This is a genomic window from Pseudoxanthomonas indica (genome assembly GCF_900167565.1).
Taxonomy (GTDB): Bacteria; Pseudomonadota; Gammaproteobacteria; order Xanthomonadales; family Xanthomonadaceae; genus Pseudoxanthomonas_A; species Pseudoxanthomonas_A indica.
Window position 1 is genome coordinate 221,353 of the sequence record NZ_FUZV01000001.1, and the last position, 19,681, is coordinate 241,033.

The 19,681-nt window shown below is 66.9% G+C and carries 14 protein-coding genes; 5 read left to right on the forward strand and 9 right to left on the reverse strand.

The genetic code is table 11. The features are described 5' to 3' along the window. Nucleotides 1–144: 144 nt before the first annotated feature. The 7 genes from B5X78_RS00980 to B5X78_RS01010 form a co-directional block, all read right to left on the reverse strand. A complete protein-coding gene (locus B5X78_RS00980) occupies nt 145–1,257 on the reverse strand; it encodes a right-handed parallel beta-helix repeat-containing protein (RefSeq protein WP_176140746.1) in 1,113 nt (370 codons plus the stop codon). A 408-nt stretch (nt 1,258–1,665) separates the two neighbouring features. Next, nucleotides 1,666–2,772, reverse strand: coding sequence for a right-handed parallel beta-helix repeat-containing protein (locus B5X78_RS00985; protein WP_176140747.1), 1,107 nt, complete (start codon nt 2,770–2,772; stop codon nt 1,666–1,668). A gap of 24 nt (nt 2,773–2,796) precedes the next feature. Further along, nucleotides 2,797–4,212 (reverse strand): asparagine synthase-related protein, encoded by a 1,416-nt coding sequence (locus tag B5X78_RS00990; protein ID WP_079722633.1) that lies wholly within the window; start codon nt 4,210–4,212, stop codon nt 2,797–2,799. Between the two features lie 10 nt (nt 4,213–4,222). Beyond that, nucleotides 4,223–6,478 (reverse strand): polysaccharide biosynthesis tyrosine autokinase, encoded by a 2,256-nt coding sequence (locus B5X78_RS00995; protein ID WP_229730978.1) that lies wholly within the window; start codon nt 6,476–6,478, stop codon nt 4,223–4,225. Nucleotides 6,479–6,519: 41 nt separating this feature from the next. Beyond that, the gene (locus B5X78_RS01000; protein WP_079722634.1) at nt 6,520–8,874 is read right to left on the reverse strand and encodes a UDP-N-acetylglucosamine 2-epimerase; all 2,355 of its coding nucleotides are present in this window, start codon (nt 8,872–8,874) and stop codon (nt 6,520–6,522) included. Nucleotides 8,875–9,122: 248 nt separating this feature from the next. Beyond that, nucleotides 9,123–9,551, reverse strand: a complete 429-nt coding sequence (locus tag B5X78_RS01005; protein WP_079722635.1) for a low molecular weight protein-tyrosine-phosphatase — start codon at nt 9,549–9,551, stop codon at nt 9,123–9,125. Nucleotides 9,552–9,613: 62 nt separating this feature from the next. Then, entirely contained in the window at nt 9,614–9,907 is a 294-nt protein-coding gene (locus tag B5X78_RS01010; protein WP_079724366.1) for a hypothetical protein, read from the reverse strand. Nucleotides 9,908–10,054: 147 nt separating this feature from the next. Between B5X78_RS01010 and B5X78_RS01015 the strand changes: the two genes are divergently transcribed. Next, nucleotides 10,055–10,384 (forward strand): hypothetical protein, encoded by a 330-nt coding sequence (locus tag B5X78_RS01015; protein WP_079722636.1) that lies wholly within the window; start codon nt 10,055–10,057, stop codon nt 10,382–10,384. A gap of 155 nt (nt 10,385–10,539) precedes the next feature. Here B5X78_RS01015 and B5X78_RS01020 read toward each other — a convergent pair whose 3' ends face one another. Together B5X78_RS01020 and B5X78_RS01025 are read right to left on the reverse strand one after the other, a co-directional pair. Then, nucleotides 10,540–13,491, reverse strand: a complete 2,952-nt coding sequence (locus B5X78_RS01020; RefSeq protein WP_079722637.1) for a bifunctional diguanylate cyclase/phosphodiesterase — start codon at nt 13,489–13,491, stop codon at nt 10,540–10,542. Nucleotides 13,492–13,599: 108 nt separating this feature from the next. Beyond that, complete coding sequence (locus B5X78_RS01025) at nt 13,600–14,073, reverse strand: MgtC/SapB family protein (protein WP_079722638.1); 474 nt, start codon at nt 14,071–14,073, stop codon at nt 13,600–13,602. Between the two features lie 127 nt (nt 14,074–14,200). Between B5X78_RS01025 and otsB the strand changes: the two genes are divergently transcribed. The 4 genes from otsB to B5X78_RS01045 are packed head-to-tail and all read left to right on the forward strand — an operon-like array spanning nt 14,201 to nt 19,613. Continuing rightward, a complete protein-coding gene (otsB, locus tag B5X78_RS01030) occupies nt 14,201–14,965 on the forward strand; it encodes a trehalose-phosphatase (RefSeq protein ID WP_079722639.1) in 765 nt (254 codons plus the stop codon). After that, entirely contained in the window at nt 14,962–16,437 is a 1,476-nt protein-coding gene (locus B5X78_RS01035) for an alpha,alpha-trehalose-phosphate synthase (UDP-forming) (protein ID WP_425478682.1), read from the forward strand. Before otsB ends, B5X78_RS01035 begins: the two co-directional genes overlap by 4 nt. Beyond that, nucleotides 16,434–17,489: a glycosyltransferase family 4 protein gene (locus B5X78_RS01040; protein ID WP_079722640.1), complete on the forward strand. Its 1,056-nt coding sequence runs from the start codon at nt 16,434–16,436 to the stop codon at nt 17,487–17,489. The genes B5X78_RS01035 and B5X78_RS01040 overlap by 4 nt, the downstream gene beginning before the upstream one ends. Nucleotides 17,490–17,495: 6 nt before the next feature. Further along, complete coding sequence (locus tag B5X78_RS01045) at nt 17,496–19,613, forward strand: amylo-alpha-1,6-glucosidase (protein WP_079722641.1); 2,118 nt, start codon at nt 17,496–17,498, stop codon at nt 19,611–19,613. Nucleotides 19,614–19,681 lie beyond the last annotated feature (68 nt).

Here is a 19,681-nt window from a genome sequence, read left to right on the forward strand (position 1 = left end):
ACGTTCCGCCGATTCTAGGCGTGCCCCTCGCGCAAACCGTTCACGCGCTCACCACTTCCCCGACGCCACGCTCAGACAAATGAAAAGGGCGACCCGTTCGGGCCGCCCTTTTCTTCTTGCTGTCACACAGGCTTGTCGCGATTTTTACTTGGCGTAGCTGTTGGTGTTGACTGTAATCGCGGTTGCCGTGCTGACCTTGGCCACATGCGCGCCGTTGCCCTGGTTGCCGGCGACCAGCCCGGTCATCGAGACCAGCGGGTTGAGCACCGTGTTCACCCCATGCAGGCGGGTGTTGTTGTTGCGCGAGATGTTGCCGCCGAACTGGTAGTTCTTGGTTTCGCTGCCGAAGTTGGTGCCCAGCAGGTAGTTGTGGCGGATCGTGTTGCCGGTGATGGTGCCGCCGTCCGGGCCGATGGTCAGGATGCCGTTGCCACCGTTGTACTCGATGGTGCAGCTCTTGACCGTGACGCCGGCGACGCGCTTGTAGACCAGGATGCCGTTGCCGGCATTCTTGCGGATCAGGCAGTTCTCGATATGCACCGTCGAGGTGCTGCGGCCGTCGTTGGCATCCGGCTCGATATCGATGCCGCATTCAGGGGCGATGCCCTTGCTGGCGCTGAACTCGCTGTCGTACACCTTGACGTTGGTGGCGCAGCCGATGGTCAGACCCTGGCGGCGGTTGCCGGTGGACACCACGTTGTCGATGATGATGTCGTCGCAGGGAATGGTCGGCGCGCCGGTCACCATGGCGCCGCCGATGGAGATGCCATCGCCGAAGCACTTGGAGATGTGGATGTCGCGCACGGTCACCTTGGTCGAACCGCGGACCATGATGCCGTGGCCCCATTCACCGGTGGTGCCCAGGTGGTTGTCGCGGTCGCCGATGATCTGGCCGCCGGAGATCTCCACGTTGGTGACCTTGTAGACCATCAGCACGTAAGCGCGTTCCTGGTTGTTGCGCTTGGCCCGCAGGATCGCGCCCGGCTGCAGCTGCAGGTGCATATTGCTGCGCAGGCGGACATTGCGGACCGGGTCGATCACGTAGTTGCCGGCCGGCACCACGACCGTGCCGCCGGCGGCCGGCAGCGCGTTGACCGCGGCCTGGAAGGCGGTGGTGTCGTCATTGGCGCCATTGCCCAGCGCGCCGTAGTTGCGCACGTTGAGCGAAGCGGTGCCGCGGGTACGTGCGGCGGGGGTGTAAGCGGCGAACGCCTTCGGGATGCCGATGGTGTACATGGCGGCCGGGACGGCCAGCATCAAAGTGTTGCGCAGAAAATCGCGCCGAGGCTTCCCTGCCTCGTGTGAGGAGCACACGAGTGCATTGCTGTTCACTGATTCAAACCCCTGTCGGTCGAGTCCCCAAGTGGGGGACATGAAGAGAACGTCACGGAAGCCGCGACGGACCGAACTATAGGGGATGACGAGCGCGTGACGATGACCAATTGGTCTAACTGTGAACTCGCTCAAATTCACATGCTTATGACATTCAGAAACGCGGCAAATCCAGCGCTTTTAGTGAACCCACCGAAATGGCCGAGTCCGCTCAAACGTTAGCGTCGCGCGAAATCGCGGCGGGCTCATGCACGCATTGCGCAGTTCAGATGGCCGCGGCACACGGGCTCTACGGCAGCGCGGGAAAGCGTGGCCTTCTGCCCGCGCAATCGCTCAGGGCAGCTGGTTGCTCCGATCCACCTGGATCGCCGAAGCGCTGCGCGCCACATCCACATGCATCCAGCCGCGCTCGCCACGCGCCTGTTTCGCCAGCGTCGGTGCGTTGCCGCTGAAGCGGTTGTGCGCCAGCCTGACCTGGCTGCTGCGGCCGTGCACGGCGACGCCGCGCAGGCCATTGTCGCGGATGTCGTTGTCTTCGATCACGCAGTCGTGCGCGTCCTGCAGCAGCAGGCCGGCGCCGCGATTGGCCAGCAGCTGGCAACCGCGCACCTGCACCTTGCGGCTGCGGGTGTAGAGCTGGATGCCGGCACCGTGATTGCCGCGTGCCAGGCACTCCTGGATCAGCACCTCCTCGGCCACGTCGCCGGGATCCGGCTCGACGTCGATGCCGCAGCCGGGCAGCACCCCGCCGGTGTCCAGAAACGAGGACCGCAGCACGCGCACCTGCCGTGACCGGCCGATGGTCAGGCCCTGGCGGCGATTGCGTTGGCAGACCACGCCGCTGACGAGCACATCGCGACTGGGCTGCGGGCGCACGCCGGAGATGCCACCAATCGAGATGCCGTCACCCCAGCAGCGCTGGATGTCCAGATCGCGCAGGGTGACCCGCTGCCCGCCTCTGACCATGATCCCGTGGCCCCACTCGCCGGTCTGCGCACGATGGCGATCACGCTCGCCATAGATGTGCCCACCGGAGACCTCGACGTCTTCCACCCCATGCAGGGACAGCACGTACGCACGCGGCGCCGCATTGGGAATCGCGACCAGCCACGCGTCGGGATCCAGTTGCAGGTGCATGCGATCACGCAACTTCAGACTGCGCAGCGCATTGACGAGGTAATGACCGGCCGGCACACGAACGGTACCGCCGGCTTCCGGCAGCGCGTCGATGGCCGCCTGCAGGAAGCGGGTCTCATCGTCGCGGCCGGCACCGCTGGCGCCGAACTTGCGCACGTCGATCACCGCCGCGCCACGCTGTCGCGCCGACGGCGTGACGGCAGCTGCGCCAAGCCACGGCAGCGCCGGCAGCAGCGCCAGCATCTGCAGCATGCGGCGGCGATCCCGCTGGGTCGGGTGCGACCAGTGCCCGGGCGAATCCATCTGCGGTGCCTGCATGCCGCGCCGTCAGTGCCGCGCGTGCGCCGCCGCCAGACCGGCCTCGGCACGACGCGCCAGCAGCCACGGCAGCACGATCGCCAGCAGATAGAACTTGGAGGCGTGGTACTTGTTGTCCAGGCGCCGGCGATTGCGATCCAGCCAACGGGTGGCGCCCGGCAGCAGATCGTCCAGGCGCACGGCGAAATCGCGCACCTGGTCGAAGCGCTGCGCCGCCAGCCCGCTCACATCGAAACGGAAGCTGCCCTTGCGCTGCACGTACGGCAGCTCGCCGAAGTGGCTGGCGATATGGCGACGAATCAGCATCTTGTTGACCCCGGTTTCCGGATCCACCTTCTGCCGACGCGGTACTTCGTGGTGCACCCATTCGCGCAGGTCCGGATCGCAGAACGGGTAGGCCGCCTCCAGCCCCAGTGCGTGCGAGGTGTACAGGCCCTTGGCGAAGGCGCCGGCGGAACCGGCGATCGACATCGACATGTCGCGCCATTCCCACGAGGTGGTGGCCGAACCAATCTCCTCGCGGAACAGCGCCAGCCGCGCGTGCGAGCGCTCGGCCATCGGCGCACCGAACAGTTCATCGACCTCGGCGTCGCTGAAGCGCGAGCCTGGAAACACCCGCTCGATCGGGTGCATCTGCAAGGTGCCCAGCAGGAAGCACAGCTGGAAGTTGCGTTCCAAACCAGGCAAGGCGGTGATGTCCAGCGGCATGCGCAGGCCGCGCGCCAGTTGCGCCAGCAGCCAGTGCTGCCGATCGGTGGGCGTGCCGAAATAGCTGTCCGAGCCGAGGCCGTCGATGATGCCATCGCCGCCGTGCAGCTTGATCTCGGTACCCAGGTCGGCGTACGAGAGCAGCGCGAAGTCGGCGGTCAGCAGCGGCATCGAGGCCACCAGGTTGAGATAACGATCGTAGGCGCGTCCCGGATCGCAGATCAGCACCTCGTGGCGCAGGCCGAGCTTGTCGGCCACCGCGCTGGCCGATTCGATCTCGTTTTCCTCGCGCCCGCCCAGATAGGTGATGCAGGTGACGTCCGGGCGGGCGTCGCGCAGGGCGATCGCCAGGGTGGTGGAATCCTTGCCGCCGCTCTGCAGCAACCACGGCGACTGCATCGACGCGCAGCTGTGGCGGATCGCATCCACCAGCTTCTGGTGATAGACCGCGATCCAGTCCTGCGGATGCGCGGCCACTTCCGGCACCTCGCCGGCATTGCGCCATTTGAACTTGAACAACGGCTCCGAGCGCATGTCGTGCTGCGGACTGAAGCCGAAGGTCACCAGTTTGACGTCCTCGTAGATTGAATGCGGCGGGTAGACGAACGCGTTGCGCAGCAAATCCGCCACCGAGACGGTGTCGATTTGCCGGCCACTGCCGGCGGCGATGTCCGAGAAGTCCGGTTTGCCGTAGTACGGCGACATCGTGATCTGCATGGAGGCTCCTTCAGCGGGCCCGCGCCGCCTTCGGCGCAGGCAGGTATTCGTAGTAGGTGTAGGCGTAGGTGCCGGCGCCGCGCTTCTCCACGCCGTTGAATATCGCACCCTTCACTTCCACGCCGTTCTGTTCCAGGCGCTGCTTGGCCAGCGCGATCTCGCGCTGCTGGTTCAGGCCGAAGCGCACCACCAGCAGGGAGGTGCCGGCATGCTGGCCAATCACCGCGGCATCGGTCACCGCCAGCACCGGCGGGGTATCGATCAGCACGATGTCGAACTCCTTGGCCACGGTCTTGAGCATGGCGTCGAAGTTGTCATGCATCAGCAACTCCGAGGGCGTGGACGGAATCGCGCCGCGCGAGATGAAGGACAGGTTCTCGGCGCCCTGGACCTTGCGGATCGCCTCGTCCAGTTCGATCCGGCCCAGGATCAGATCCGACAGGCCGTTTTCCCAGCGCACGCCCACGGCGTCATGCAGGGTGCCGCGGCGCATGTCGGCATCGATCAGCAGCACCCGCTGACCGGTCTGGGCGATGGTCACCGCCAGGTTGGCGCAGACGAAAGTCTTGCCCACGCCGGGGCTGGGCGCGGTGATCATCAGCAGGTTGTTGCGGGTCTTCATGCGCGCGAAATGCAGGCTGGTGCGCAGCGTGCGCAGGGCTTCCATCGCCAGATCGGTCGGCGCGCTCAGGGCCAGCAGGCGCTGGCGGCGATCCTTGCGGTGGTGATGGCGGCTCTGGGTCAGTTCGCGACCACGCTCGCTGAAGGGAATGGAGGCGTACACCGGCAGGCCGAGCAGCTCGATGTCGACCGGATCTTCCACGCCACGGCGGAACAGCTGGCGCATCAGCGCCAGCGCGATCATCAGCACCGCGCCAATCGCCGTGCCGGCCAGCAGCACCGGGATCGGTTTGGGCCAGGCCGGACTGTTGAGATTGACCGCGGCCGGATCGATCACCCGCGCATTGCCGACCGCGCTGGCCTTGGCGATGTTCAACTGCTGCGCCTGATCGAGCAGGGTGGCGTAAGTGGCGTTGGTCACTTCCACGTCACGATTGAGGCGGAACAGGCCCTGCTGGGTATCCGGCAGATGCTTGATCTGCCCCTGCAGGCCATTGCGCTCGCCCTGGAACTGGTTGATCTGCTGCTGCAGCGCCTTGTAGGTCGGATGCGACGGAGTGAAGCGGTTGGCCACTTCGGTCATCTGGATGCGAAGCTGCTGGATGCTCGAATCCAGTGCGATCGACTGATCCAGCAAGGCGCGGTTCTGCACCGCCACGTCCAGGGTCTGGGTGCGGGTCTGGAACGCATTCAAGGCCGCCTGTGCCTTGGCCAGTTCATCGCGGACCTTGGGCAGCTGCTCGGTGACGAACTTCAGCCGGCTGGCCGCTTCGGCCGAGGTGCGCTGCACGTTCTGCTGCACGTAGGCGGTGGTAACTTCATCCAGCACCTGACGCGCACGCTCCGGATCGGCGTTGGCGTAGGTCAGGTTGATCACGCCGGAGTTGCGGCCCTGCTCGGTGGCGCTGATGTCCTGCTTGAGCTGCGCCATCACCGTGTTGGGATCGCGGCGGGTCACGTCGAAGCGCATGCCCGGATGGGCGGCAAGTTTTTCCACCTGCAGGGTCACGCCATTGCTCTGGGTGGTGCTGCCTGCCCTGCCCTGCACCAGCACGCGGCCGTCGGAGGTGGTCAGGATGTAGCGGCCGGCCTGGCCGGCGACCAGCGACAGCGGCGCGCCGATCAGATCGCGCGGCACCTCGAACTTGCCAATCTGCAGGTCCTCGCCGCCCCAGCCATAGCCCTGCATGCCCAGCCACGGCGACGCCAGCGTGCCCGGATGCGAAGCCTGGTAACGGCGGGCGATGAAGTCACCCACCAACGGCAGGCGCACCGGTTTGATGTCGATGTCCAAATCCAGCTGCTGCATGGCCTCGCCCAGCACGCGGCGCGAGGTCAGCAGCTGCACTTCGGTGGTGCCCGGCGCGGCGACCGGCAACGGTCCCTGCATCGCGGCGGTGGTGTTGACGCCCGGCGGAATCGCCGGCCGGTTCTCCACCTGCACCACGGCGTTGGCTTCGTAGGTCGGCGTGACCACGGCCAGATACAACAGGCTGGCCAGGAAGAAGCCGGCCGTACCCAACAGGATCAGGCGCTTGTTCTCGCCCAGGGTCGCCACCAGCGTGGGCAGATCCACGTCGTCATCGCGGGTCACCGACAGTTCCGGCGCCGGTGTCAGCGGTCGCGTCATCAGTTGCGTGGCCATGGGTTGTTACCTCATTGCTTGCATGAAAAATCGAAAGGGGTTCAGGAGGCCTGGCGTACGCCATAAGCCAGCGGATGCGGCTCGCTCTCGCCTTCGGCGGCGACATCGCCACCGTGCAGGCGCAGCAGCGCATCGAGCACGCCGCTGCTGGTGTCGGTGGGGCGCTCGGCAGCCGCCACCTGCATGGCGTTGAGGGCTTCGGGCTCGTTGCTCAGAACACTCAGAACGCGTCCGGCGATGGTGACCGGGCTGACCCCGATCACCGTGCAACCGTGGTCGTCGAGCACATCGCCGTCGCCGTCCTCGCGCGCCAACAACACCGGCTTGCCGAGCAGGCGGCTTTCGCATGGCAGGCCCGGGCCGGCCAGGATGAGTTGCGCGCGATCCAGCAGGTGGATCCAGGCCAGGTAGTCGGCCACTTCGGCGATGTGCACATTGGCGAAGGCGCGCAGCGCTTCGGCCGGCGAGGTGCTGGGCGGCGTCCGGTCCATCGCCCAGAGGATGTCCAGGTCAGGACGTCGACGCGCCACCATTTCCAGGGCTTCGGCCACCGCGCTCTCGTTGTCCACGGCGGGCTCACCGGGTGCCGTCTCGACCGGCGGCGCGGTCAACACCAGCAACAGGCCGTGGCCCTCGCGCAGGAACGGAAAACGCTTGTCCAGGGCACGGCCCAGTGCGGGCTGCTGGCGCAGGCTCTGGATGCCGGCGTGCAGCGCCTGGCTGCTGATCGCGTCCTGCACCATCACTCGTTCGGCCGGCACGCCTTCCAGCAGCAGGCGCTGGCCGGTGCCTTCGCTGGCGGCAATATGCAGCGCGGCAAGCGACTGCACGATCCGCCGGCTGGCGTCGTTCGGCCAATGCGAAGGCGCCGCCGCCGGGCTGTCCGCGTCCACACACACCACCGGCACGTCTTCGGCATGCGCCGCCAGGCTCAGGGCAAAACTGGCCGGCGCGTTGCCGGGCACCAGCACCACGTCGGGTTTGACCTGCTGGAACAGTTCGCGCACACCCGCCGCCATGGCTTCGGCGCCGCCCTCGCCGGTCAGGCGACCATCGGCGTGCAGGCCGAACAGCTTCAGCGCCGCTTCGCCATCCACGCCGGGCACGTCGGACAGGCAGACGCTGGCGTCGAAGCGCGCATCGGCATTGAGTCGTTGCGCGATCGGTGCGACGCCGAAGGATTCGGGCGTGGCCGCGACCAGGCAAAGCGCGCGCACCGGCGCGATGGCGCCGTGGGCCGGATGCGGATAAGGCTCGTGGTCTTCGCCACTGGCAATCAACGAGCCGCGTGCGGCACTGGCGCCCAGGTGCGCCGCCAGCGGTTGCCGCGCATGCCACAGCGCACTGGGCCGCCACACGAACCCGCGCTTGCGCAGATCCAGCAAGCGCGGCAAGCCCAGCACATACAGCACGGTGGCGGCGACAAACGCGGCCAGGTTGAGCGGATCCGGCACGCTGCGCAGCAGGTAGCCGATCAACGCGAGCAGCGCACCGCCACTGACGATGAGCACCAGGGTCAGCCGCGACGGCAGCCCGGCATCAATCATCAGGTGATGCAGATGCTGGCGATCCGCGCCAAACGGCGATCGGCCCAGGCGCATGCGCCGGTACATCACCGCCAGCGTGTCCATCACCGGCAGCGCCACGCACCACAGCACGTCCACCGGCGCCAGCCGGCCGACGCGCGAGTGGCTCAGGTAGATCAGGCTCCAGCCGAGCAGGAAGCCGATCATCGTGCTGCCGGCATCGCCCATGAACACCTTGCGGCCGTCGGGCCAGCCCAGGTTGACCAGGATGTAGGGAATCAGGGCCGCAAACAGGATCTGCAGCATGAACATCACGCCGACGAACGCCCAGCCGGCGCGGTCGTACATCAACACCGCGGCGATGCAGACCATCGCCACCGACGCGGCGAGGCCGTCGATGCCATCGAGCATGTTGAAAGCGTTGATCAAGCCGATCACGGCGAAGATCGTCAGCGGGATGCCGATGATGCCGATGCGGAAATGATCCGCCGGCAGCAGCCCGCCAAAGTTGTCGACGTAATAGCCGGTGCTGAGGATCACCAGCCCGACGATCGCCGACTCGGTGAACAAGCGCGTGCGTACGCTGAGGTTGGCCACGTCATCGGCCACACCCACCGCCACGATCAGCGCACCGCCCACCATCAGGCTCATGACGAAGCGATCCAGGTAACCCAGATAACCCAGTCCCACCAGCGTGCCGATGAAGAAGCAGATGCCGCCGATCAACGGCACGCGGCCGTTGTGCTGTTTGCGCAGGTCGGGCTTGTCCACCAGCCCCACTTTGCGCGCCCAGGGACGCATCGAGAAGATGGCGAACAAGGTCACTGCCAACGCAATCGCGCTGGCCGCGATGATTCGGGGGTGCTCCATCCAGCCTTCCTCTTGTTTTGTGCTGCCCGTGGGGTTTGCTGTTTGCCGGCGTCCTGCCGGCGCTTGCCGCTCTGAAGCGAGCGCGTTCTCGTCCTGCGCGTGATGCGCGTTGCCAATCGTTCGTCCGTGGCAATCTACGAACAGCTTCTTGATGAGCGCATGAAAGGCGTGTGCACGCAGAGCGTTTGATCAGCTCTGTGCAGGGGTATTCATGAACCACGGTTCATCCAAGCGGACTCTGCAAGCGCTCAGGCGATGCGTGCACACCACAACTGTGCAGCTCGCTCGATCTGCTCGAATGCCTCTTCAAACGAGGCTTTCGGACGCCCGCAGGGGTCGCGGATCTCGCGCTGTCCATCCCATCGACCCAGCAGATGCAGGCGTCCGCGCAAGGTCGGTGCGAGCGCCATCAACGCACGCGAATGCCGCTGCTCCATGGTCAGCACCAGTTCGGCATCGTCAATCATCGCGCGTTCGAACTGTCGAGCCTGGTGGTCATCGGCGGCGTAGCCCTGCTCACGCAGCACTTCGGCAGCGACGGGATGCACGCCGTCGCCAATCCGCGCGGCCAGGCCGGCCGAGGAGATGGCGAACCCATCCGGAAGCCGCCGGCGCAGAACGGCCTCGGCCATGGGGCTGCGGCAGATGTTGCCCACGCAGACGATCAGTATCTTCATCCGCCCAGAATGGACTGGCGGGTGTGCAGGGCGCGTCGCGTCTGGCGGACCCGGCCGCAGGTTCAGAATTCCTCGACGAACTCCACCGCCATGCCCAGCGCCTCGGCACTGCGGCTGATCACCTCGCGGACCTGCTCGCTGCTGCGGCGGTCCGGGGTTTCGATCTCCACCGCATGCACCCCACCCGAGCCCAGGTCATCGACCAGGCCCGCCGAGCTGGAGTCATCGTCGTCCATGTGCGGCATCAGGTCCGCGACCTCTTCCACCCGTTCTATGCCTTCGATGCCATGCACCACGCTCATGACGGCGTTGGCATCGGTTTCGCTGCCGGTCAAACGCACACGCAGAACGGGCATGCCACTCTCCTGGGATTCCATGGTCAAGGTCCATCGGATAACCGGCACGGCGGCAAAAGCACGTGAAGGCGGAAAGTGGCTTTTCCATGACGCGGTCTTGATGCGCGGCACGTCACTGTAGGCGCATGCCAACCGAGAACCGCCCCCATGGCCCGGATCAGCAACGATGCTCGCATCGCCGAGTTGGAAGCCGCGTGTCTGCATCTTCGGCAGACCCAGTGCGATCGCCTGCAGAGCCAGGACGAAATTCTCAAGCGGGTGCTGACCCAGTTTGGCCGCCTGCAGGGACAGTTCGCGGTGATGGGCTACGTGGCGTCCACGCTGATGCAGGCGGTGGAAGATCCGGTGCGGCTGCGGCTTACCGCCTGCCTGCAGGTCGCCGCCGAAAACTTCCCGATCGGCCTGCCACCCAATTTCGAGGACGGGTTCCGCGAATCGGCCGAAGCCTTGATTCCCGATATCTGGGATCTGCGCTGAGCTGGTGGTCGCGCAGCGCGTTCCTGCTGCTCGGCGTGATGCTGGGCAGCCTGTTGTCGCACTGGGCGCTGGTGCGCACCACGCCCGAGCAACTGCCTGGCGTACAGACCTCCGAACGGGTCGACACCCAGGCCCTGCACGCCGCCCGGTGATCGTCAGTGCGCGTTGCGCAGCGGGATGCCAGCCAGGTAATCCAGCAAGGCGTCCATCTTCATCGGCCGGGCAATCAGATAGCCCTGCACCTGATCGCAGTGATGGCGGCGCAGCCATTCCAGTTGCTGCTCGGTCTCCACGCCCTCGGCAATCATGGTCAGGCCCAGATTGTGTCCCAGCGAAATCAACGCGCGGCAGATGGCGGCGCTGCGTTCGTCATCGGTCACCCCGCGCACGAAGGTCTGGTCGATCTTCAGCGCATCCAGCGGCAGTTGGTGCAGGTAGGCCATGCTGGAGAAGCCGGTGCCGAAATCATCGAGTGAGGTGCAGATGCCATTGCGCTGCAGCTGGCGCAGGGTCTGCACGGTGCGGTCCGGCCGGTCCAGCAGCACGCTTTCGGTCACTTCGATATGCAACGCCCCGCGCGGCAGGCCATGGCGCTGCTGCAGGCGGATCAGCCGATCGGCGAAATCGGGGCGCGCCAGCTGCAAGGGCGAGACATTGATGGCGATCGGCAGGTCGTCCCAGCCCTCACGCGCCAGGCGCTGCTGGCAGCGCATCGCCTCTTCCATCACCCACTCGCCCAGCGGCAGGATCAGCCCGGCGTCCTCGCTCAGCGCGATGAACTGCGAGGGCGGCACGAAGCCGCCGCCGGCCTGCGGCCAGCGCAGCAACGCTTCCAGGCTGGCCGGCCGCGCCTCGTCGACCCGCGTGATCGGTTGGAAGTGCAGCTCGAACTCCTGCCGCTCCAGCGCCTGGTGGATGCGCCCGATCAGGCGCAGCCGATCACTGGCGGCGGTGGCCATGTCGGCGCGGAAGTGGCGACACACCGTGCCCTCGGCGCGCGCCACATGCGCCGCCAGCGCGGCCTTGCTGGCGGTCGCGTCGAAGCCCTCCTCGGCGCATTCGGCCCAGCCCAGCCAGGCTTCCAGGGTGCGCACCGATCCGCCCTGCTCCACCGGCTGGGTGACGGCCAGATGCAAGGCATCCACCACCCCTTCCATCGCCGGCGTGCCCGGCACGGCCAGCACGAAGGCTTCGGCAGGCACGAAGGCGATCGCCCCCTGCCACTGTGCGGCCAGATCCTCCAGCCGGCTCGCGATGCTATCGAGCAGGCGCGTGGCCACCGCCTGCCCCAGGCTGTCGATCACCGGCTCGATGCCGCGCAACTGGATGTAGATCAACTGGCATTGCGTCGGTGCCTGCTGGCGCACCCACGCCTTCAGCCCCGGCAGGTTGAACAGGCCGATGGTGCTGTCGTGGGTGGCGCGATAATGCAGTTCGCGCTCGTAGGCCAGGGTGTCGCTGATGTCCTCGGCCAACACCAGCCGCGCCGGTCGATCATCGTAGGTAATGCTGGCCGAGTAGACGCGCACGTCGATGACGCTGCCATCCTTCTTCACGTGCCGCCAGGTCTCGCCTTCGTCGCTGGGCACGCCGAACATCGACAGGCGCACGGCCTGGCTATCTTCGTCCGGGCGGATGTCGAGGATGCTCATCGCCAGGAATTCCTCGCGCCGGTAGCCGTAGTGGCGCACCGCGGCTTCGTTGACTTCGAGGAAGCGCAGGGTCTGTGCGTCGAACACCCAGAACGGCAGCGGATTGCGCTCGAACAGCAGGCGGTAGCGGCGCTCGGTGTCGAGCAGGCGCGACTGCGCTTCCCGCTCGGCGGTGATGTCGACCACCGTGCCGGCCATGGTCGGATCCGCATCGCCCCGCACGAAGGCGCCGCCACGGCTGGCGATCCAGCGCACTTCGCCATCCGGACGGATGATCCGGTAGTCGGTGACGAACGCCTGGCGCGTGCGCCAGGATTCGGCGAAGCGCTGTTGCAGCTGTTCGCGATCGTCGGGGTGGACCATGGCGAAGAATTCTTCGCTGCTGGCGCGGCTGCGATCGTCCGGCTGGCCCATGATGTCGGACACCTGCTCGGACCATTCGATCTCCGCGCCCGGGTGGCGCACCGACCAGGTGCCGGTCTTGCCCACCTGTTGCGCCAGGCGCAGGCGCTCGGCGGCGCGGTTGACCTCCAGCAACAGCCCGCCCTGCGCACGCGCCGAACGGCGCAGATGTCGCCACAGGTACAGGAAGGCCGCGCAATACAGCAGGTACAGCGAACCGGCAACCGCCAGCAGCAGATACCAGTCGTGCAGGGTTTCGTGCGTACCCAGGCCGGCGCTGACCTGCAGGCGGTACTCCGGCAATGCCAGCCGCGCCGAGATCCGCTCGACGCCGTCGACTGCGCTGCGCCTGACGATGACCCGGGCGCTGTCACTGGCGCCCAGCAGATCGGCATAGCGCTTGCCGATGTAACGGCCGGCGCCGTCACTGCGCGCCACCACGGTGCCCTGGGCGTCGACCACGGTGACCACGCCTTCTTTGCCGGTGTCGAGGTTGCCGATCACGCGCTGGATTTCCGCCACCCGCAAGCGCGTGACGATCCAGCGCCCGCCGTCCATCGGCATCAGCAAGGGCAACACCCATTCGCCATCGGCGCGTTGCAGGCGACCGAACGACAGCGGCCGCTTGCCGCCGCGCGGAGTACTGCGGCGGGCGTCGTCGGGAATCGACACGCCCACGCCGCGGGTGATCGCCACACCGTTGCGGTCCACCACCACGATGCTCTGCAGCTCGGCGTGCCGGCTGACCACGCCGGCGACCGATTCGCTCAACAATTGCGGCGCCGCCTCCGGCACCGTCGCGAACAGCTGCTGGGCGTCACCGGCGATGCCGCCCATGGCGCGTTCGAGATTGCGCAGTTCAAGATGCAGCAGGCGGGCCGTGCCTTCGGCCAGGGCCAGCGCCTGGCGCTCGGCCGCGGCCATGCGCACATTGCGATCGCGCTGGATGAAATAGCCCAGCACGTAGGCCAGCGCCAGCGCCAGCAACAGGCCCGACCAGGCGACGGCCTTGCTGGAGCGGATCACCGGAAGGTCCTTGCGCGTGCTCGCCATGTCCACCGTCGACTATCCGTTGTCCCTGTTGTGCCATCGAGGCCGCGTGCAGGCAAGTAAAAACGCGACGTGCCCCTGCATGCAAGGCCTGTGCATCGATTGCCCTGGCTAGCGCGTGGATGTGCCACGCCGACTCAACAACCGCTCGATCCACGACAGCAACACCAGCACCGCCAGCGTCATCGCCGTCACCACCAGCGGCAGCAGGTAGTAACCGAAGCCGACGGCCACGCCGATCACCGCGACCATCAGAAGTGAGGCTGCGGTGGTGATGCCGATCACCACGCCGGCCGAGCGCTGCGCGAAGATGGTGCCTGCACCGATGAAAGCCACGCCGGCGATGACCGCCTCGACCAGGCGGAACGGATCGACCATCACCGTTTCATCGCCGCGGTCCATGTGCGCTTCCATCACCAGATCGCCGGTGCCCACCAGGAACGCGGCGGCGCCACCGACCAGCATGTGGGTGCGGAAGCCCGCCGGCCGATCCTTCATCTCGCGCTCCACGCCGATGCTACCGGCCAGCACCATCGCGTAGATCACTTCGACCACGACTTGCCATTGTCCTTCCAACGCAGGCATGCACGCTCTCCTGGGCTTGGCATGACGCCAGCCTCGCGCGCGCGCAGTCAAAACGATGCGAAAGTTGTTGCAGGAAGATGAAGACGCATCCACATCATACTCACGCCATGTTGCATAGCATCAAAGCATGGGAAGTGAATCGACTGACGACGCGGCCCCGCCGCTGATCGAGGAAGATTGGGCCGTATTTCTGGATGTGGACGGCTCACTGGCCGAGCATGCGCCGACGCCGTCCGATGTGCGTATCGACCCGCAACTGATGCAGGCACTGCCGAAGCTGGCAGAGCTGTGTGGCGGCGCGGTGGCGCTGGTGAGCGGACGATCGATCCAGGCGCTGGATGATCTGTTCGCACCGCTGGACATTGCCGCGATGGCCGGCCTGCACGGACTGGAGCGGCGCGGCCATGGCGGCGCGCACGCGGCGCCGGAGATGGGCGCGGATTTTCTCGAACTGGCGCGCCAGGCCGAAGCGATCGCCGCCGAGTATCCGGGCGCGCTGGTCGAATACAAGGGCGGCTGCCTGTTCCTGCATTGGCGCTCGGCGCCTGACGCAGCGGCCTCGTTCTCGAGCTTCGCCGAGCGCGTGCGCGAACAGCTGGCCGGGCATCGCCTGCATCCTGGCGCGCATGGCATCGAGATTCGTCCCATCGGCGTGGACAAGGGCATCGCGATCGCCGCCTTCATGGAAGAAGCGCCGTTCCGTGGTCGACGTCCGGTGTTCATTGGCGATGATCCGGCCGACGAACCCGGCTTCGCCGTGGTCAACGCGTTCGACGGCGTCAGCGTGCTGGTGGGCGGTGATCGTCCTACCAGCGCACGCTACCGGCTGGACAATCCGCGCCGGGTGCGGCAATGGCTGTTCGCCTCGCTGGATCGGAAGCAGGCGGCATGAGCACGGCCGAGGCCATCGTGGGCATGGGCGCGCGTGCGGGCAGTCGCACGGTGATGGTGTCCAATCGGGTGGCCTTGCCCGGACAGACACAGACCGGCGGCCTGGCGGTGGCGCTCACCGCCGCCATCGGTGAGGGCAGCGGCCTGTGGCTGGGCTGGAGCGGCACGCTGGCCAGCGACAAGCGGCCGCCGATCTGCAAGCAAAGCCAGGGTGGCTTGGACTACGTGCTGGTGGATCTGCCGGCCGACGATTTCGAAGGCTATTACCACGGCTACGCCAACCGGGTGCTGTGGCCGCTGTTCCACTACCGGATCGATCTGGTCGACTATCACCGCGAGCAGCGCGACGCCTACCTGCGGGTCAACCGGGTCTTTGCCGAAGCGCTGGCGCAGCAGCTGCGCGGCGACGATGTCATCTGGGTGCACGACTACCACCTGATTCCGCTGGCGCAGTGCCTGCGCGATCTGGGCGTGGGCAACCGCATCGGCTTCTTCCTGCATATCCCGTTGCCGCCGCCGGACGTGCTCAACGCCCTGCCCGGCCATCGTGCCCTGCTCGGCGCACTGGAAGCCTACGACCTGGTCGGCTTCCAGACCCGCAACGATCTGCAGAACTTCCGTCACTACCAGGCCCAGCACGTCCCCATCACGCAGCCGCGCTGCCGCAGTGACGCGTTTCCGATCGGCATCGACGTGGACGCGATCATCCGCACCGCGCAGGCCAACGAGGCGCGCGTGGCCGGCCATGATCTGCGCGCCAGCCTGTCGGGACGGCGGCTGGCCATCGGCGTGGATCGACTGGACTATTCCAAAGGCCTGCCGGAACGCTTCAAGGCGTTCGAGCGGCACCTGCAATCGGGCGAGGACGCCGGCCACTGGACGTATCTGCAGATAGCCCCGCACAGCCGCACCCGCGTACCGGAATACCAGAGCCTGCGCCGCGAACTGGAAGGCCTGGCCGGCCACATCAACGGGCGCCATGCGCGCCCGGACTGGACCCCCATCCGCTACGTCAACGACAGCTTTCCGCAGAGTGTGCTGGCCGGCTTCTACCGCGCCGCCGACATGGCCTTGATCACGCCGCTGCGTGACGGCATGAACCTGGTGGCCAAGGAATACCTGGCCTCGCAATCGCCGCTGGACCCGGGCGTGCTGGTGTTGTCGCGCTTTGCCGGCGCCGCCGAGGAACTGCCGCAGGCGCTGCTGGTCAATCCGCACGATATCGATGAAGTGGCCAGCGCCATCAACACCGCCAGCAGCATGCCGCTGGCCGAACGCCAGGATCGCTGGCACACGATGATGGACACCCTGCGCGGCAACGATGTCGGCCACTGGGCGCGCCGCTTCCTGCAGACCCTGCGCGCGCCTGCCGCGCCGCCACGCACGCCAACGGCGCCAGCAGAACCGGCACAGAAGAACACACGCCAGCCGCAGGCCACGCTGGCGACCACCGATGGAGTTCCCTGGCAATGAGGATCGCGCAAGTCTCGCCGCTGTTCGAATCGGTACCGCCCAAGTTGTACGGCGGCACCGAGCGGGTGGTGTCCTATCTCACCGAATCGCTGGTCGACGCCGGTCACGAGGTCACCCTGTTTGCCTCCGGTGATTCGCATACGCGCGCGCAACTGGCGGTCGGGCGCGATCTCGCCCTGCGTCTGGACGATGCGCCGTTGAAGGCGGCGGTAGCCGCGCACTTCGCCATGCTCAGCGACCTGCGCAAGCGTGCGGCGGAGTTCGACATCATCCACCTGCATATCGATCTGCTGCCGATGCCGCTGCTGGAACCCTTCGCCGCGCGCACGGTGAGCACGATGCATGGCCGCCAGGACAAGAAGGATCTGCCGGCGTTCTATCGCCGCTTTCCGGACTTTCCGCTGGTGTCCATCTCCGACGCCCAACGCAAGCCGATGCCGTGGGCCAACTGGCTGGGCACGGTGTACCACGGCCTGCCCGAGCATCTGTATGCCCCGCCGGCCAACCCGCGCGGTGACTACCTGGCGTTCCTCGGCCGCGCCTCGCCGGAAAAGCGCCTGGATCGCGCCATCCATATCGCCCGCCGCGCCGGCATGCCGCTGCGCATCGCGGCCAAGGTCGACGTCGCCGACCGCGTGTACTTCCGCGAAACCATCCGTCCGCTGCTGGGTCACGACGGCATCGAGTTCATCGGCGAGATCAGCGACGCCGACAAGGCCGAGTTCCTCGGCAATGCGCGTGCGCTGCTGTTCCCGATTGATTGGCCGGAACCGTTTGGCCTGGTGATGATCGAGGCCATGGCCTGCGGCACGCCGGTGATCGGCTGGCGCTGCGGCGCGGTGCCGGAAGTGCTGGATGAAGGGGTGACCGGCTACATCGTCGACTCGATCGCCGGCGCCGCCGAGGCGGTGGCGCGCGTGGGCGAACTGTCGCGCGAGCGCATCCGCCAGGTGTTCGAGCAACGCTATTCGGTATCGGCGATGACCCGCGAATACCTCACCCTGTACCAGACCCTGCTCGATCCCCCCGCCGTTCGCATGCTCGAGGCCTGATCGCCGATGGATTCCGCCGCCGATGCCGCGCTGTACACCCGCTATGTGCTCAAGGATGGCGACAGTTTCCTGGTGGCCAACAGCTATGGCGATGTCGCCGGCCCCAGCGAAGGCTTTTTCGTCAGCGATACCCGCGTGCTGTCGTCGTACCGGCTGCGGCTGGGCGAGGAAACCCCGACCCTGCTCAGTTCCGCGGTGACCCAGGACAACGTGCTGTTCGTGGCGCACCTGACCAACCGCGCGCTCTCGCCGCTGGATGAAGTCGGCACGCCCCAGGGCCTGATCCACATCAACCGCAATCGCTTCCTGTGCCAGGAGCGCATGTACGAGCGGCTGACCTGCGTCAACTACGGCGAGACGCGCGTGACCTTGCCGCTGCGCTTCTCGCTGGCGGCGGATTTCTGGGACATGTTCGAAGTGCGTGGCAGCAAACGCCCGGCGCGCGGCCGGCTGATGGAACCGGAACCGGGCGAAATCGGCTACGTGTTCCGCTATGTCGGTCTGGATGACGTGGAGCGCGCCAGCTTCATCCGCTTCTCGCGGCCGCCGATCTTCCAGGGGCCGGGCGAGCTGGAATTCCTGCTCACGCTGGAGTCGGACGAGACCCAGGATTTCTACATCGAGGTCGGTTCGGACACTGGCGAGCCGCCTTCGCGCGAACGCTATCGCCAGCAGGCCGCGGTGGCGCGCCGGCGCATGCGCACCAAGCAACGGCGCGGCGCGCGCATCCTCAGCAGCGGCCCGTTGTTCGATCAGTGGATGCGCCAGTCGCGCTCGGATCTGGCGCTGCTGACCAGCGAGCTGGAAACCGGCCCGTATCCGTATGCCGGCATTCCGTGGTTCTCCACTCCGTTTGGTCGCGATGCGGTGATCACCGCCTTGCAAACGCTGTGGCTGGATCCGGGCCTGGCCAAGGGCGTGCTGCGCTTCCTCGCCGAGCACCAGGCCAAGGAGGACGCACCCTTCCTCGATGCGGCGCCGGGCAAGATCATGCACGAGACGCGCAAGGGCGAGATGTCGAGCCTGCGCGAACTGCCGTTTGGCCTGTACTACGGCGGCGTGGATACCACGCCGTTGTTCGTGATGCTGGCGCATGCGCATTACCGGCGCACCGGCGACGCCGCTTTCCTGGCGTCGCTGTGGCCGTCGCTGGAAGCGGCGATCGGCTGGGTCGAGCGGGTCTGCGATGCCAACCCGCTGGGCCTGCTCGACTACGCACGCACGGCCGAAGGTGGCCTGACCAACCAGGGCTGGAAGGACAGCGGCGATTCGGTGTTCCATGCCGATGGCCGGCTGGCGCCGGGCCCCATCGCACTGGTGGAAGTGCAAGGCTACGCCTTCGCCGCACTGCAAGGCATGGCCCAGCTGGCGATGGTGCTGGGCCAACCCGAGCGCGCCGCCGGCTGGCAACTGCGCGCCGAGCGCCTGCGCGGCGCGGTGGAAACCCATTACTGGGATGAGGACATGGGCTTCTACGGCCTGGCCATCGATGGCGAGCGTCAGCTCTGCCGCGTGCGCACCAGCAATCCCGGCCATCTGCTCTACACCGGTCTGGCCGAACCGGCGCGCGCCACCCGCGTCGCCGAGCAACTGCTGTCATCGGCGTTCTTCAGCGGTTGGGGCGTGCGCACGGTGGCGCGCGGCGAAGCCCGATACAACCCGATTTCGTACCACAACGGATCCACCTGGCCGCATGACAGCGCGCTGTGCGGCAGTGGCATCGCCCGCGCCGGCGTGCGCGGCGGCGTCACCCGCCTGTTGCGCGGCGCATTCGAAGCCGCGGTGCACTTCGACATGCGCCTGCCGGAATTGTTCTGCGGCTTCTCGCGCCGCCAGGGTGCACCGCCCGTCGCCTACCCCGTCGCCTGTCTGCCGCAGGCCTGGGCCGCAGGCTCGGGTTTGATGCTGCTGCAGGCCTGCCTGGGCATCGAGGTGGATGGCGTGCAGAACATGGTGGAAATCAACCGCCCGGAACTGCCCACCGGTATCGAGGACGTGCGCATCAACGACCTGCCGATTGGCGAGCGCCGCTTCGACCTGGTGTTCCGCAAGGTCGGCGAACGCATCAGCGTGTTCGCCGAAGGCGAAGGCGCCTCCGGCCTGGCCGTGTGCATCCGCCAATAAGCGCAGCACAGTCCGGCCGAACCGTAGGAGGGGCTGACCAGACATCCGTCTGTTGCAAGCCAGCCCCG

Excerpts from the sequence above, each read along its gene's own strand:
- B5X78_RS00980 (WP_176140746.1), bottom strand. The coding sequence starts at position 1,257 with ATGCTGGCCGTCCCGGCCGCCATGTACACCATCGGCATCCCGAAGGCG.
- B5X78_RS00985 (WP_176140747.1), bottom strand. The coding sequence starts at position 2,772 with ATGGATTCGCCCGGGCACTGGTCGCACCCGACCCAGCGGGATCGCCGC.
- B5X78_RS00990 (WP_079722633.1), bottom strand. The coding sequence starts at position 4,212 with ATGCAGATCACGATGTCGCCGTACTACGGCAAACCGGACTTCTCGGAC.
- B5X78_RS00995 (WP_229730978.1), bottom strand. The coding sequence starts at position 6,478 with ATGGCCACGCAACTGATGACGCGACCGCTGACACCGGCGCCGGAACTG.
- B5X78_RS01000 (WP_079722634.1), bottom strand. The coding sequence starts at position 8,874 with ATGGAGCACCCCCGAATCATCGCGGCCAGCGCGATTGCGTTGGCAGTG.
- B5X78_RS01005 (WP_079722635.1), bottom strand. The coding sequence starts at position 9,551 with ATGAAGATACTGATCGTCTGCGTGGGCAACATCTGCCGCAGCCCCATG.
- B5X78_RS01010 (WP_079724366.1), bottom strand. The coding sequence starts at position 9,907 with ATGCCCGTTCTGCGTGTGCGTTTGACCGGCAGCGAAACCGATGCCAAC.
- B5X78_RS01015 (WP_079722636.1), top strand. The coding sequence starts at position 10,055 with ATGGCCCGGATCAGCAACGATGCTCGCATCGCCGAGTTGGAAGCCGCG.
- B5X78_RS01020 (WP_079722637.1), bottom strand. The coding sequence starts at position 13,491 with ATGGCGAGCACGCGCAAGGACCTTCCGGTGATCCGCTCCAGCAAGGCC.
- B5X78_RS01025 (WP_079722638.1), bottom strand. The coding sequence starts at position 14,073 with ATGCCTGCGTTGGAAGGACAATGGCAAGTCGTGGTCGAAGTGATCTAC.
- otsB (WP_079722639.1), top strand. The coding sequence starts at position 14,201 with ATGGGAAGTGAATCGACTGACGACGCGGCCCCGCCGCTGATCGAGGAA.
- B5X78_RS01035 (WP_425478682.1), top strand. The coding sequence starts at position 14,962 with ATGAGCACGGCCGAGGCCATCGTGGGCATGGGCGCGCGTGCGGGCAGT.
- B5X78_RS01040 (WP_079722640.1), top strand. The coding sequence starts at position 16,434 with ATGAGGATCGCGCAAGTCTCGCCGCTGTTCGAATCGGTACCGCCCAAG.
- B5X78_RS01045 (WP_079722641.1), top strand. The coding sequence starts at position 17,496 with ATGGATTCCGCCGCCGATGCCGCGCTGTACACCCGCTATGTGCTCAAG.